Raw genomic sequence first — 12,953 nt, forward strand, 5'->3', positions numbered from 1 at the left:
TCCCCCATCATGGGCTTCGGGGGGTCTGGTGGTTAGCCACCGCAACGAGCTGGTCGCCACTGTCCGGCGGGAGCTGGCCGAGGCGCGCGGGGCGGCCCGGGCGGTGCTGGCCGACGCCGAGTCCGCGCGCGGTGAGGCCCAGAACCGGCGACGGCTCGTCCGGGACGCGTACTCGACCTGCCTCAACCAGCTGGCCGAGGCCCGGGACGCCGCCCGGCGGGACATCCAGCGGCGCTTCCAGTTCGAGTCGTCGCGGCTGGCCGGGAACGTGCGGCACCTGGCCGCGCTCAGTGCGAGCGGGGCGGCCGGGCTGCCGTGGCGGATGTGGTCGCCGACCGAGCCCGAGCCGGGGACCCGGCCGGGGCTGTTGCGGATCGGCACGCTGACCCTCGACGACACCGCGGCGCTGCCGGCCCTGATCCCGTTCCTGGACGCGGCCCACCTGAACCTGAGCGGGCCGTCGGCCGAGACGGACGCGGTGATCACCGGCCTGCTGCTGCGGGCGCTCGGCACCACCCGGCCCGGGGACGTGCAGCTCACTGTGTACGACCCCGAGCACTTGGGTGGCACGCTGGCCTCGTTCGCGCCGCTCGGCATCTCGTTCGTCGGGCCGGGCAGCCTCGGGGCGACGCTCGACGAGTTGGTCGAGCACATCTGCCGGGTCAACGAGTCGGTGCTGGCCGGTGAGCACCAGTCGCTGGCCGACCTGACCGCGGCCACGGCCGGTCCGCGGGCCGAACCGTGGCGGGTGGTCGTGCTGCTGGCCGACGCGGCCACCGGACAGGAGCTGACCAACGGCCAGCGGGCCCAGCTCGACCGGATCGTGCGCACGGGAGTGTCGTGCGGCGTCCATCTCGTCGTACGCGGGCTGGAACTGACCGAGCACCCGAGCGTGCGCCGGCTGACCGTGACCGACCAGCGGGCGACCTGCGACCTCACCGGTGACCTGGAGATCCGGCTCGATCCGCCGCCACCGGTGGAACGGGTGACCGCCTTCTGCCGGGGTGCGGCCGAGCGCCTGCGGGCCGGGCCACCGCCGGCCCGGCTGGCCGACCTGGAGCCGCGCGAGCTCTGGGCCGAGTCGTCGGCCCACGGGCTGGTGGCGCCGATCGGCGACAGCACCGACGGCACGCTGATCGACGTGCCGCTGGGGGACGACCCGCCGCACGCGTTGATCGGCGGGCCGTCGGGGTCGGGCAAGACCAACCTGATCTACGCCTGGCTGGCCGGGCTGGCCACCCGCTACGGGCCCGAGGAACTCGCCCTCTACCTGCTCGACTTCAAGGAGGGGGTGTCGTTCGCGCGGTTCGTGCCGGGGCCGCGCGACCCGGCCTGGCTGCCCCAGGTGCGGCTGGCCGGCATCAACGTCAACTCCGACCGCGAGTTCGGCCTGGCCATGCTGCGCCACCTGGGCGAGGAGCTGCGGACCCGGGCCCAGGCGGCCAAGCGGGTGGACGCGTCCAAACTGGCCGAGCTGCGGGCCGAGGACCCGGCCGGGCACTGGCCGCGCATCGTCGCCGTGATCGACGAGTTCCAGGTGCTGCTGGCCGGGCGGGACGCGGTCGCCGACGAGGCCGTGGCGCTGCTCGAGGACCTGGCCCGCCGGGGACGTTCGCAGGGCATCCACCTGATCCTGGCCTCGCAGGACGTCTCCGGGATCGAGGCGTTGTGGGGGCGCTCCGGCCTGATCGGACAGTTCACGCTGCGGATCGCCCTGCCCAAGGCCCGCCGCATCCTGGCCGACGACAACCTGGCGGCCGCGGTCATCCCCCGCTTCCACGCGGTCGTGAACACCCAGTCCGGCACGTCCGGGGCCAACCAGATCGTGCGGCTGCCGGACGCCGGTGACCGCCTGGTCTGGCGCAGCCTGCAACGCCGGCTGTGGCGCGACCGGCCGGACGGGTGCGAGGAGCCGCGCCTGTTCGACGGGGACGCGGTGCCGCTGCTGCCCGAGACGTGCCGCCCGTCCGGCCCGGTGCCCGACGCGGCCACTCCGGTCGGCTCGTCGCCGGGCGCGGTGCTGGGCGAACGAATCGACGTGGCCGCCCGGCCGGCCCGGCTGCGGCTGGGGCGGATGCCGGGGCGCAACCTGGCCGTGCTCGGCACCCGCACCGACGAGGCCTGCGACGTGCTCGCGGCGGCGGCGTTGTCGCTGGCCGCGCAGGGACCGGCCCACTTCAGCATCGTCTGCCTCGACCCGGACGCGTCCCGCCCCGCGGCCCGGCTGATGGCCGAGCTGCCGTCGGCCGATTGGTGCGACGGGCCGCCGGCGCTGGAGGAGACGCCGATCCCGCACTACGTGATCGGCTACGCCCTCGACGCCACGGCCGACGTGTCGCTGCGGTCGCTGCTCACGGACGGACCCGAGCGGCGCACCCACGTACTCGGGTGGTGGCGTTCGGTGAACCGGCTGCGCGACTCGCTGGGCGGGGTCGGGGCCCGGCTCGACGCGATCGGGGCCTGGGTGGCGCTGGACGTGCAGGGGGCCGACCTCGCGCCGCTGTATCCGCAACCCGGCGGGCCGGCCTGGTATCCGCGCAGCCGGCGGGCCCTGTTCTTCGACCGCTCGGTGCACCGAACCCCGGAAGTCATCGTCCCGTACGAGGTGAACAGTGACCACACGTGACCGCCAGCCCATCGGCCGGGACTACCAGCTGATGGTGAGCGCGCTGGCCGAGGCCACGCGCCGGCGCGACGCCGCCCTGGGCAATGCCGAGCAGGCGTACCAGGAGAACGCGGCTCAGGCCGGCGGGGAGCTGGCCCGGGCCGAGGGCGACGCGCTGTCGGCCGACCAGTGGGCCGGGGCGGCGGCGGCCCAGGTGCTCGATGTGGACCGGGAGGCGGCCCGGTTGTGGGACCAGCTACGGCGGGCGCGCGGTCTGCGCGTACGCACGCTGGGGGAACTGCCGGAGCCGGCGCCGGTCGAAGCGGTCCCGCGGGCCGCGCTGCCCCGGGCGTCGGAAACAATGGATCCGCCGCCCGCCCGGCAGTCGCCGCGGGCCCTGCTGGCCCAGGTGGCCGACCGCATCGACTACACGATCCGCCCGGCCGGGCGGCGGGCGCTGCCGCGCTGGTCGTTGCCGTTGCTGCCGCTGGTCGGGGCGTTCGTGGCCGCGCTGGCCGGGCTGGTCGGCTCGGGTCTCGTCTCGTTCGGGAGCACCGGCGTGTGGGGCGGGGCCGTCATCCGTACGCTGGGCTGGTTGGCTTTCCTGGTCGCGCCGTCGGCCGGGGTGCCGGCGGCCGCGTTCTTCGCGCACCGCCGCCTGCAGGCCCGGCTCGACATCGGCGGCATCGGCCTGACCCTGCTGGGCGGCATGGTCGCCGCAACCTTGATGTCGCTGGCTTTCGCTTCGACCCACTGACAGGCTTGATCACGGCCGCCGGCGGGTACACCGGCGTGATCCCTGAGCTAAGGAGTTGGTCGCCGCCATGGGCGGATATGGCTGGCAGATCGTCCTCGTCGTGGTCCTGGTGCTGCTCAACGCGGCGTTCTCGGGCAGCGAGATGGCCCTGATCTCGCTGCGCGACAGTCAGCTCCAGCGGCTCGAGCGGCAGTCGCGCACCGGCCGCACGCTGGCCAAACTGGCCCGCGACCCGAACCGGTTCCTGGCCACCATCCAGATCGGCATCACGCTGGCCGGCTTCCTGGCCTCGGCCTCGGCCGCGGTCTCGCTGGCCAAGCCGCTGGAGGGTCCGCTCAGCTTCCTCGGATCGGCGGCCAACCCGGTGGCGATCGTGCTCGTCACCATCGTGCTGACCTTCTTCACCCTGGTCGTGGGCGAACTGGCCCCCAAGCGCATCGCGATGCAGCGGGCCGAGGGCTGGGCGATGGTGGTGGCCCGGCCGCTCGACATGCTGGCGTCGCTGTCGCGGCCGGTGGTCTGGCTGCTCGGCAAGTCGACCGACATGATCGTCCGGATCACCGGCAACGACCCCGAGGGCGGCCGCGAGGAGGTCTCCACCGAGGAGATCCGCGACCTGGTCACCCAGCAGCAGGAGTTCACGCCGGAGCAGCGCACCATCATCAGCGGCGCCTTCGAGATCGCGGACCGGATCCTGCGCGAGATCCTCGTACCGCGCAGGGATGTTCTGGTCGTGCCGGCCGACGCGCCGTCGCACGAGGCGCTGAGCCAGCTGATCGCGGGCGGGCACTCGCGGGCGCCGGTGACCGGGCCGATGGGCCTGGACGACGTGCTCGGCGTGGTGCACCTGCGTGATCTCGTGGACGCCGAGGGTCCCGTACGCAATCACATGTTCGCCCCGCTGTTCCTGCCCGAGACGCTGAAGGTGTCGGACGCGATGCGCCAGATGCGCGTCCAGCGTCAGCAGCTGGCCCTGGTCGTCGACGAGCGCGGCGCCATCGACGGCATCGTCACCATGGAAGACCTGGTCGAGGAGGTCGTGGGCGAGATCTACGACGAGACCGACCGCGACGTGCAGTCCGTGGTGCGCGAGCCGGACGGCGCGATGCTGCTGCCCGGCACGTTCCCGATCCACGACCTGCCCGACATCGGCGTCGACGTCGAGCGGCTCGACGAGGGCGACTACACCACGGTCGCCGGGCTGGTGCTGGCCCACCTCGGGCACATCCCGACCGAGGCCGGTGAGGTGGTCGAGATCGACGGGCACCGGGCCGAGGTGGCCGAGGTCACCGGGCGCGCGATCACCAAGGTGCGGCTGCGGGTCGCCACGTCCGACCGCGAGGAGCAGGAGCAGAACTCCTAGGTCGTGCCGTTGTAGGCCACCGAGAGCACGGCGTGCGCGACCAGGATGGCCTGATCCTTCGAGTCGTACGGGCCCACGCGCAGCTCGACCGCGTGGGTGCCGAAGACGGCCCGCACCGTCCAGCTGTTGGGGTGCCGGCCGTCCTCACGGCTGTGGTTGACGATGACCTGGGTGGCCGCCCGCACGTTGACGGCCGACCACTTGTCCTCGGCGGTCGCCCACGTGCGGAACCAGCCCGGGGCGACAGCCAGGGCTTCCTTGCTCGCCTCGGCGAGCGCCCACTGCATCTCCTCCGGCGCCGCCGCGCCCGTATTGTTCACATAAGGCAGGCTACGCCACCTCAGTACGTGTAGAAGCCCTTGCCACTCTTGCGGCCGAGGTCGCCGGCCTGGACCATGCGCTGCAGCAGCTCCGGCGGGAAGAACTTCTCGTCCGCGGTGTCGCGGTAGATGTTGCTCGCCGCGTTGAGCATGACGTCGAGGCCGGTCAGGTCGACCGTGGCCAGCGGACCCATGGAGTGCCCGAAGCCCAGCTTCATCACTGTGTCGAGGTCGGCCGGGCTGACCACGCCCGACTCGACCAGCTTGACCGCCTCGACCAGGATCGCCGAGAACAGCCGGTTGGAGACGAAGCCGGCGACGTCGCGCTTGACCTCGACGCAGGTCTTGCCGACCTCTTCGGCGTAGGCGCGGGCCGCGACCAGCGTGTCGTCCGAGGTCTGGTAGCCGCGGACCAGCTCGACCAGCTTCATCATCGGCACCGGCGAGAAGAAGTGGATGCCGACGACCGACTCGGGCCGCGCGGTCGCCGTGGCGATCTGGGTGATCGGGATGGCCGAGGTGTTGGTGCCCAGCACCACGTCGGCCTTGCAGATCTTGTCGAGCACGCGGAAGACCTCGTGCTTGGCCTCCACCTTCTCGTAGATGGCCTCGACCACGACGTCGGCCTCGGCGGCGGCGTCGAGGTCGGTGGTGGGGGTGATCCGGGCGAGGGTGGCCTCGGCTTCCTCCTCGGTGATCTTGCCCTTGGCCGCGAACCGGCTCAGCGAGTCGCGGATCGCCGCCATGCCGCGGCTCGTCGCCGCGTCGTCCACGTCGCGCATCGTGACCTGCCACCCGGCCTGGGCCGAGACCTGCGCGATGCCGGAACCCATCAGTCCGGAGCCGATGACCGCCAAACGACCCGCCATGAAACGCACTCCTCTGTGACGCCGGGAACAACTAGCTCACCCTAGCGGGGCTACTGAACGGAAACTCAGGCCAGGGGTGGGACCTCTATCGGGGCAATTCCCCGTAAAAGCGCCCGGTTCCGGTGCGAGACTGTGCCCATGGCGTCCGGGAACGGCTGGTATCTCATCGGGCCGCTGGTCGCCGTCGGACTGGTCGGCCTCCTCGGAGCGGTCTTCTGGCGGATGGGCCTGCAGTGGACCTCGGTCCGGGACCCGGAATCGGGTCTGGCCATCTTCGGTGACCGGGAACCCGACTACGGCCTGCTCCGCCCGGCCGCTGTCACGGCCGACGCCGAGATCGCCGACGAGATCCGCCGGCGGCTCGGCGACGCGGGGATCAGAGCCACCCAGACGTACGACCGTGACGGGCGCACGGTCGTGCTGGTCTTCGCCGACCAGCTCGAGGAAGCGCGGCGACTCGCCCTCTAGGTCTCAGAAATCGAACGTCGGCTCGGGGACGTCGGCCCGCTCGACCTCGACGCCCAGCTTGGCCAGGTCGTTGACGAAGTCGGGGTAGCCGCGGTCGATGTGGTGGACCTCGCCGACCTCGGTCACGCCCTCGGCGCACAGACCGGCGATGACCAGCCCGGCCCCGGCCCGGATGTCGGTGGCCCGCACCGGCGCCCCCGACAGCCGCTCGCGCCCGTTCACGACCGCGTGGTGGCCGTCGGTGCGGATGTCGGCGCCCAGGCGCACCATCTCGTTCACGAACATGAAGCGGCCGTCGAAGATGTTCTCGGTCACCAGGGAGGAGCCCTCGGCCACCGAGGCCAGGCCCAGCGCCATCGGCAGCAGGTCGGTGGCGAAACCCGGGTAGGGCAGGGTGACGACGTCGACCGCTTTGGGGCGCTCGGTCATGCGTACACGGAACTGGTTGTCCCCCGGCTCGACCGTGGCCCCCGCCGTGACCAGCTTGTCGAGCGCGAGGTCGAGGAACTCGGGCCGGACACCGTTGACCACCACGTCGCCGCGGGTCATGGCCGACGCGAAGGCCCAGGTGCCGCCCACGATCCGGTCGCCGATGGTGCGGTGGCGCACGGGCTGCAGCGACTCGACGCCCTCGATGGTCAGGGTCGACGTGCCGGCCCCGTCGATCTTGGCGCCCATCGCCGTCAGCATCTCGCAGATGTCGACGATCTCGGGCTCGCGGGCGGCGTTGTCGATCTCGGTCACGCCCTGGGCCAGGACGGCCGCCATCAGCAGGTTCTCGGTGGCGCCGACGCTCGGGAAGTCCAGCCAGATCTTGCTGCCGCGCAGGCCGCCCGGGGCCGAGGCGATGACGAAGCCGTGCTCGCCGGAGATCTGCGCACCCATCCGGGCCAGACCGCTGACGTGCATGTCGAGGCCACGCGAGCCGATCATGTCGCCGCCGGGCAGGGCGACGCGGACGTAGCCCGTACGGGCCAGCAGCGGACCCAGGACGCAGATCGACGCCCGCAGGCGCCGGACCAGGTCGTAGTCGGCCTCGCTGCCCGGCGCGTCCGGCACGTCGATGACCGCCTGGCCGCCCTCGAGCGTGACCTGGCAGCCCAGCCGGCGCAGCACCTCAGCCATGATCGCGATGTCGGTGATGCGCGGAACGTTCTCGACCACGCTGCGGCCCGGCGCGAGCAGGGCCACCGCCATCAGCTTGAGCGCCGAGTTCTTCGCACCGCCCACAGTGACCTCACCGGTCAGCGGCGTGCCGCCCTTCACCCTGATCACATCCACGCGGGCCATGGTATTGGCCGCCGCCCACCCCCGCGTCCGTAGGGTGGGGGGATGGCCGTTCACCTCACCCGTATCTACACGCGCGCCGGCGACGCCGGGCAGACCCGCCTCGGCAACAACGAGGTCGCCGACAAGACCGATCCGCGCATCGTCGCGTACGCCGACACCGACGAGTGCAACGCCGCCCTCGGGGTCGCCCTGGCCCTCGGTGACCTGCCCACCGAGCTGCGCACGGTGCTGACGGCCATCCAGAACGATCTCTTCGACGTCGGGGCCGACCTCTGCAACCCCGAGACCGAGAACCCGCCGTACCCGCCCCTGCGGATCACCGAGGAGTACGTGACCCGCCTCGAGGGCTGGTGCGACGAGTTCAACGAGAACCTGCCCGCCCTCGACAGCTTCGTCCTTCCGGGCGGCACGCCGGGGGCGGCGCTGCTGCACGTGGCCCGCACGGTGGCCCGCCGAGCCGAGCGCTCGACCTGGACCCTGATGAAAGCCGACCCCCAGCGTACGAGCGACCTGCCCGCGAAATATCTCAACCGCCTCTCCGACCTGCTGTTCATCCTGTCCCGCACGGCCAACCCCGGCGGCGACGTGAAATGGGTGCCGGGCGGCGGCGCGGCCTGATGCTGCACCACGTCGAGTTGTGGGTGCCCGACCTGGACGGCGCTCTCGGGCCGTGGGGGTGGCTGCTGGGCGAGCTGGGCTGGCAGCAGTACCAGGACTGGCCGGGTGGTCGCTCGTGGCTGTGTTCGGGGGTCTATCTGGTGCTGGAGCAGTCGCCGGCATTGTCGGGTGACGTGCATGATCGGCTGGCGCCTGGGCTGAACCACCTGGCCTTCAACGCGGGCAGCCGGGCCGAGGTCGACCGCCTGACCACGGCGTCGGCCGAGCACGGGTGGGCGCTGCTCTTTCCCGAGCGGCATCCGCGCGCGGGCGGGCCTGACTCGTACGCCGCCTACCTCGAGGACCCGTGGGGCTTCGAGGTCGAACTGCAAGCCGGGCCGCCTGACTAGGCTTTTCGCTCCGCCCCTCAAGATCGTCGACCACCGGGACCCCGCCCTCCCAAGGGGGAGCCCCCGAGGTCATTTTCGCGTGTTTGCGCGAGATCGTGCTGAGCGCCTGTGGACAGCGCGCAACTGTGGAAAACCCGATGACGTAGGTCGCGGCGAGTGTCACCATCGAAGGCATGACCTCACGCGCAGCTTCGTTCGGCCCGCCCCTGTCGGCGGCCGGCTGATCTGCGCGTTTTCTCACGGTCGTCCCACTGGGGCGGCCGTTCTTCGTTTCGGCTTCCCCCTTTACCCGAAGGAGAAGCCGATGTCCCTCTCTACCGATCTGGCCGTCCGCGACCTCACCGACCCGGCTCAGGGACCGCATGCGATTCAGCTGATCGTTGCGGCTGTGACCAGCGCCGCCACCGCCAAGTGGCCCGCCGCCGAACTTGTCGTCCATCGCGGGGAGCGGATCGTCGACGTGGCCGACAACTACGACCGGTTGGGCTACTCGCCCGAGGCGGCGGCTCGGGACAGCCGGTACACGCGTTACGTCGACGAGCGGCGCATGTTGCGGTCCCAGACCTCGGCCCTGATACCGGGGGCGTTGCGAAATCTGACGGCTGACGAGGCACTGATCGCCTGCCCGGGGATGGTCTATCGGCGCGATTCCATCGACCGGCTGCACACGGGCACGCCGCACCAACTCGACCTCTGGCGCATCACCCGCGGTCCGGCTGACCTGATCGAACTGGTGGCGGTGGCCGTGACGGCCGCCCTGCCGGGCACGCCATGGCGGGTGCGCCCGGCCATCCACCCGTACACCACCGACGGTCTCGAGATCGAAGCGTGGTCGGGCGAGACCTGGGTGGAGATCGGCGAGTGCGGGGTGGCCGCTCCGCATCTGACCACCGGGCTGGCGCTGGGCCTGGGCTTGGACCGGCTGCTCATGCTGCGTAAGGGCGTCGACGACATCCGGCTGCTGCGCTCGGAGGATCCGCGGGTGGCCGCGCAGATGACGGACCTGACGCCGTACCGGCCGGTGTCGGCGCAGCCGGCCGCCCGGCGGGACCTGTCGGTGGCCCTGCCGGTGGAGATCACCGTCGAGGACCTCGGGGACCGGGTGCGCGAGCTGCTGGGGGGCGACGCACACCTGGTCGAAGAGGTCACCATCGAGTCGGCGACCCCGGCGGCCGAGCTGCCCCCGGCGTCGCGGGAGCGGCTGGGTCTGCGCGAGGGCGAGGTCAACGTGTTGCTCCGGGTCGTGCTGCGCGATCTGCACCGGGCCCTGCCCAAGCAGCGGGCCAACGCGCTGCGCGATCGCCTCTACGCCGGTCTGATGGTCAGGTGAGCAGGGTGCCGTCGATGACGGTGACGGCCTGGCCGGTCAGGTGGGTGCGGTCGCCGCGCAGGGAGACCCGGACGTAGCCGCCGCGGGCCGACGCCTGGTAGCCGACCATGTCGCTGCGGCCGCCCAGCTTCTCCGACCAGAACGGGGCCAAGGCGGTGTGGGCGCTGCCGGTGACCGGGTCTTCGCCCACTCCCGCGGCCGCGCCGAAGAAGCGGGACACGAAGTCGTAGTCCGCGGAAGGGCCATCCGCTTGGGCGGTGACCACGACGCCGCGCTGCTCGTAGCCGGCGAGCGTGGCCAGGTCGGGGGTCAGCTCGCGGACGGCCTTCTCGTCGTACAGCTCGAGCAGCAGGTCGTCGGTGTTCGGGCCGGTGTGGTGGACCGAGACGGGGGTGGCGCCGAGCACGTCCAGCAACTCGGGGTCGGGGGCGACGGGCGACAGCGGCGCGGTCGGGAAGTCGAGCGTGATCCAGTCGTCGGTGGTGGTGGCGGTCAGCACGCCGCTGCGGGTCCGGAACCGTACGGTGCCTTCGAGGGCCAGCACGTGGGCCGTGGCCAGGGTGGCGTGGCCGCACAGGTTGACCTCGACGGCCGGCGTGAACCAGCGCAGCGCGTAGTCGGCCTCGTCGCCGTCGAGCGGGTGGACGAAGGCGGTCTCGGACAGGTTGACCTCGGTCGCGACCCGGCTCATCCAGTCGGCGTCGGGGAACTCGGGCTGGTCGAGCACGACCACGCCGGCCGGGTTGCCGGCGAACGGGCGGTCGGTGAAGGCGTCGACGATTCGGATGCGCATGGCTCGACGCTAGAAGAGGCGGCCCCCGGCGACGAGAGCCAATCGGCACCAACAGGCGCTAGATGGCGTCGGGGCGGATGGCCGGGCGGGGCGCGACGCTGCCGGGCTGGCCGGGTGGGGCGGCCTCGAGCCAGGAGAGGAAGCCGGTCACCGTGGACTCGGCCATCGCGATCTCGAGCTCGTCGGCGGTGGTGGCCAGGCGCAGGATCACCCAGTGGCCGGGCATCGTCAGCCTTTCCGGGCCCTCGGGGAGGCGGCGGCCGGCGACCGTGGTCGACGCGCGGTCGAGCGTGCGCTTGGGGCGGATGGCGAAGCTGAAGAGGCGGTGGATGCGCAGCGTGCCGCCGGCGAACTGGCCGATCGCCGTGGACCAGCCACGGCCGGGCACGAGCTCGGTGACGCGGATCTGCAGGCGAATGGTTCCGCCGCCGGCCATGAGCAGCCGGCGGCGGAAGAAAACCAGGAACAGGAGCGCGAGCAGCGCGACGATACAGATTCCGAAGACTTCCAGAACCTGCATCGCCGGAGTCAGCGGGACTCGGGGGTGGCGGGCGTGGCGCTCTCGGCCAGGACGGTCACGCCGTCGGCGTCGATCGAGAGGAAGCCGCCCGATACGTCGTAGGTGAGCTGTTCGCCGCCGGCGAGCTTGACCCGCACCTGCGACGGCTCCTTGAGCAGGCCCAGGAGCGGCGAGTGACCCGGCAGCACACCGATCTCACCCTCGGTGGTGCGCGCGACAAGCATTTCGGCCTCGCCGGACCAGACACGCTCCTCGACGGCAACGACCTTGACGGGCAGCTGGTTGGCCACGTGGTCTCCCTGTTCAGGCTGCTTCAACTATTGGGTGAAGTCTAAACGGCACCCCCGGGCCGCCGTGGTAGGGGGTGGTGACTACCACAGGTGATCAGCTGTTGGTGTTGATGTATTCGGGGTTGCGGAAGATGAAGTTGCGGACCTGGTCCTGCCGGACGGCGGCGAAGAAGTCTTTCGCGCTCGAGTCCAGCTCTTCGCCCCGGTACTTGCCGTTGTCGATGATCGAGTTGCCGGGCAGCTTGATCAGGGTCATGTCGTCGGAGCGCATGTTCTTCATCGCGAAGCCCCAATCGACGATGCTGTGGCCGTTGCCGTCGAAGATGAGTGCCTTGCCGGCCGCCTTGAGCACCGCGTCGAGCTTGGCCGGGTTGGTGATCACGTTCTTGCTGAGCGCCTGCTTGGCCATGGCCTTGATGAACTGCTGCTGGTGACGCTGGCGGTCGTAGTCGCCCCGGGGCAGGCCGTAGCGCTGCCGCACGTAGTCCAGGGCCTGCCACGCCTGCAGGTGGTAGGTGCCCTTCTTGTACTCGGCCTGGGGGCCGTAATACGGGTGGGCGCACGAGTTGTCGGCGCAGCGGGACAGGCGCGGGCGCGGCTTGCCGTTGGGCTGCAGGTGTTCCGACTTCACGTTCTGGTCGATCGTCATGGTGACGCCGCCCATGGCCTCGACGATCGCCTTGAAACCGTTGAAGTTGATGATCGCGCCGGCGTCGAAGGTCGGGATGCCGGTGAGCTGCCCGACCGTCTTGGCCAGCAGGTCGAAGCCCTGGACCACGTCGTGCTTGCCGTTGCCGACCGCGCTGCCGTACCCCATGGCTGCGTTGATCTTGGAACGGCCACCCTTGAAGCCGGTCTTGGCGAAGGGCGGGATGTCGACCACCAGGTCGCGCGGGATCGAGAACAGGTAGGCCTGCTTCATGTCGGCCGGGATGTGGGCCACGATGATCGAGTCGGACAGCGGGGTCTGCTCGTCGCTACGCGGGTCGATGCCGACCAGCAGGATGTTGAGCGGGCCCTTGATGTCGGAGACCTTCTGCTCGCTGCCGGCCGCGGCCGCGTTGCCGAACAGGTCTTGCGTCTCGACCGCGCCGGCGTAGCGCGACACCAGCACCTGCTGGGCGACCAGGGCGCCACCGGCCACGACCATGAGCACACAGCCGAAGATGGCGCAGAGCCGAGCCCACAGGGGCGTCCGCTTCGAAGACTTCGTCACGTGCTCCCCTTCGATCACGACCGATGGTCAAGAGTAACCAGTGCGGCCGGCTCTCGCGCGCTACAACCACCACAAATCGGACATGGTTACGGCTGGGAACGACGAAGCCGCGCCGACCATCACGG

14 protein-coding genes are annotated in these 12,953 nt (G+C 71.2%); 7 read left to right on the forward strand and 7 right to left on the reverse strand.

Annotated elements, in window-relative coordinates:
• Nucleotides 1–28: 28 nt before the first annotated feature.
• The 3 genes from M1L60_RS15990 (at nucleotide 29) to M1L60_RS16000 (ending at nucleotide 4,725) form a co-directional block, all read left to right on the forward strand.
• Nucleotides 29–2,626 carry an FtsK/SpoIIIE domain-containing protein gene (locus M1L60_RS15990; RefSeq protein WP_253238210.1) on the forward strand — a complete coding sequence of 866 codons (2,598 nt, stop codon included), beginning with the start codon at nucleotides 29–31 and terminating at the stop codon, nucleotides 2,624–2,626.
• Nucleotides 2,613–3,362: a hypothetical protein gene (locus tag M1L60_RS15995; protein WP_253238211.1), complete on the forward strand. Its 750-nt coding sequence runs from the start codon at nucleotides 2,613–2,615 to the stop codon at nucleotides 3,360–3,362. The genes M1L60_RS15990 and M1L60_RS15995 overlap by 14 nt, the downstream gene beginning before the upstream one ends.
• A gap of 67 nt (nucleotides 3,363–3,429) precedes the next feature.
• Nucleotides 3,430–4,725: a hemolysin family protein gene (locus M1L60_RS16000; RefSeq protein WP_253238212.1), complete on the forward strand. Its 1,296-nt coding sequence runs from the start codon at nucleotides 3,430–3,432 to the stop codon at nucleotides 4,723–4,725.
• Here M1L60_RS16000 and M1L60_RS16005 read toward each other — a convergent pair.
• Nucleotides 4,722–5,045: a hypothetical protein gene (locus tag M1L60_RS16005; protein WP_253238213.1), complete on the reverse strand. Its 324-nt coding sequence runs from the start codon at nucleotides 5,043–5,045 to the stop codon at nucleotides 4,722–4,724. The genes M1L60_RS16000 and M1L60_RS16005 overlap by 4 nt on opposite strands.
• A gap of 20 nt (nucleotides 5,046–5,065) precedes the next feature.
• Entirely contained in the window at nucleotides 5,066–5,914 is an 849-nt protein-coding gene (locus M1L60_RS16010; protein WP_253238214.1) for a 3-hydroxyacyl-CoA dehydrogenase family protein, read from the reverse strand.
• 138 nt (nucleotides 5,915–6,052) lie between these two features.
• Here M1L60_RS16010 and M1L60_RS16015 point away from each other — a divergent pair, with 138 nt between their 5' ends.
• On the forward strand, nucleotides 6,053–6,382 hold the full coding sequence (locus M1L60_RS16015) for a hypothetical protein (protein ID WP_253238215.1): 330 nt from the start codon (nucleotides 6,053–6,055) through the stop codon (nucleotides 6,380–6,382).
• A 3-nt stretch (nucleotides 6,383–6,385) separates the two neighbouring features.
• Here the strand turns inward: M1L60_RS16015 and murA are convergent, their stop codons facing one another.
• Entirely contained in the window at nucleotides 6,386–7,672 is a 1,287-nt protein-coding gene (gene murA, locus M1L60_RS16020; RefSeq protein ID WP_253238216.1) for a UDP-N-acetylglucosamine 1-carboxyvinyltransferase, read from the reverse strand.
• 42 nt (nucleotides 7,673–7,714) lie between these two features.
• On the opposite strand from murA, the gene M1L60_RS16025 reads away from it, so the two are divergent.
• The 3 genes from M1L60_RS16025 to srmL all read left to right on the forward strand — a co-directional run bounded on the left by M1L60_RS16025 (nucleotide 7,715) and on the right by srmL (nucleotide 10,009).
• Nucleotides 7,715–8,290, forward strand: coding sequence for a cob(I)yrinic acid a,c-diamide adenosyltransferase (locus M1L60_RS16025; RefSeq protein WP_253238217.1), 576 nt, complete (start codon nucleotides 7,715–7,717; stop codon nucleotides 8,288–8,290).
• Nucleotides 8,263–8,679 (forward strand): VOC family protein, encoded by a 417-nt coding sequence (locus M1L60_RS16030; protein ID WP_253238218.1) that lies wholly within the window; start codon nucleotides 8,263–8,265, stop codon nucleotides 8,677–8,679. Before M1L60_RS16025 ends, M1L60_RS16030 begins: the two co-directional genes overlap by 28 nt.
• A 304-nt stretch (nucleotides 8,680–8,983) precedes the next feature.
• Nucleotides 8,984–10,009 carry a PheS-related mystery ligase SrmL gene (srmL, locus tag M1L60_RS16035; protein ID WP_253238219.1) on the forward strand — a complete coding sequence of 342 codons (1,026 nt, stop codon included), beginning with the start codon at nucleotides 8,984–8,986 and terminating at the stop codon, nucleotides 10,007–10,009.
• On the opposite strand, the gene M1L60_RS16040 is transcribed toward srmL, so the two are convergent.
• From M1L60_RS16040 to M1L60_RS16055, 4 genes are all read right to left on the reverse strand, one after another.
• Nucleotides 10,002–10,802 carry a PhzF family phenazine biosynthesis protein gene (locus M1L60_RS16040; RefSeq protein WP_253238220.1) on the reverse strand — a complete coding sequence of 267 codons (801 nt, stop codon included), beginning with the start codon at nucleotides 10,800–10,802 and terminating at the stop codon, nucleotides 10,002–10,004. The two genes, srmL and M1L60_RS16040, sit on opposite strands and share 8 nt — an antisense overlap.
• 58 nt (nucleotides 10,803–10,860) lie before the next feature.
• Nucleotides 10,861–11,322, reverse strand: coding sequence for a DUF2550 domain-containing protein (locus M1L60_RS16045; protein ID WP_253238221.1), 462 nt, complete (start codon nucleotides 11,320–11,322; stop codon nucleotides 10,861–10,863).
• 8 nt (nucleotides 11,323–11,330) lie between these two features.
• Nucleotides 11,331–11,612: a F0F1 ATP synthase subunit epsilon gene (locus tag M1L60_RS16050; protein WP_221375854.1), complete on the reverse strand. Its 282-nt coding sequence runs from the start codon at nucleotides 11,610–11,612 to the stop codon at nucleotides 11,331–11,333.
• A 94-nt stretch (nucleotides 11,613–11,706) separates the two neighbouring features.
• Nucleotides 11,707–12,828 carry an LCP family protein gene (locus tag M1L60_RS16055; RefSeq protein WP_438862114.1) on the reverse strand — a complete coding sequence of 374 codons (1,122 nt, stop codon included), beginning with the start codon at nucleotides 12,826–12,828 and terminating at the stop codon, nucleotides 11,707–11,709.
• Nucleotides 12,829–12,953: the final 125 nt, after the last annotated feature.

The sequence above is a fragment of the Paractinoplanes aksuensis genome (assembly GCF_024137025.1).
In the GTDB taxonomy this organism is placed as follows: Bacteria; Actinomycetota; Actinomycetes; order Mycobacteriales; family Micromonosporaceae; genus Actinoplanes; species Actinoplanes aksuensis.

Bases quoted from the DNA above. Each gene is read 5' to 3' on its own strand.
- M1L60_RS16030 (WP_253238218.1), top strand. From the start codon at position 8,263: ATGGGTGCCGGGCGGCGGCGCGGCCTGATGCTGCACCACGTCGAGTTG.
- M1L60_RS16045 (WP_253238221.1), bottom strand. From the start codon at position 11,322: ATGCAGGTTCTGGAAGTCTTCGGAATCTGTATCGTCGCGCTGCTCGCG.
- murA (WP_253238216.1), bottom strand. From the start codon at position 7,672: ATGGCCCGCGTGGATGTGATCAGGGTGAAGGGCGGCACGCCGCTGACC.
- M1L60_RS16040 (WP_253238220.1), bottom strand. From the start codon at position 10,802: ATGCGCATCCGAATCGTCGACGCCTTCACCGACCGCCCGTTCGCCGGC.
- M1L60_RS16000 (WP_253238212.1), top strand. From the start codon at position 3,430: ATGGGCGGATATGGCTGGCAGATCGTCCTCGTCGTGGTCCTGGTGCTG.
- M1L60_RS16015 (WP_253238215.1), top strand. From the start codon at position 6,053: ATGGCGTCCGGGAACGGCTGGTATCTCATCGGGCCGCTGGTCGCCGTC.
- M1L60_RS16025 (WP_253238217.1), top strand. From the start codon at position 7,715: ATGGCCGTTCACCTCACCCGTATCTACACGCGCGCCGGCGACGCCGGG.
- M1L60_RS16010 (WP_253238214.1), bottom strand. From the start codon at position 5,914: ATGGCGGGTCGTTTGGCGGTCATCGGCTCCGGACTGATGGGTTCCGGC.
- srmL (WP_253238219.1), top strand. From the start codon at position 8,984: ATGTCCCTCTCTACCGATCTGGCCGTCCGCGACCTCACCGACCCGGCT.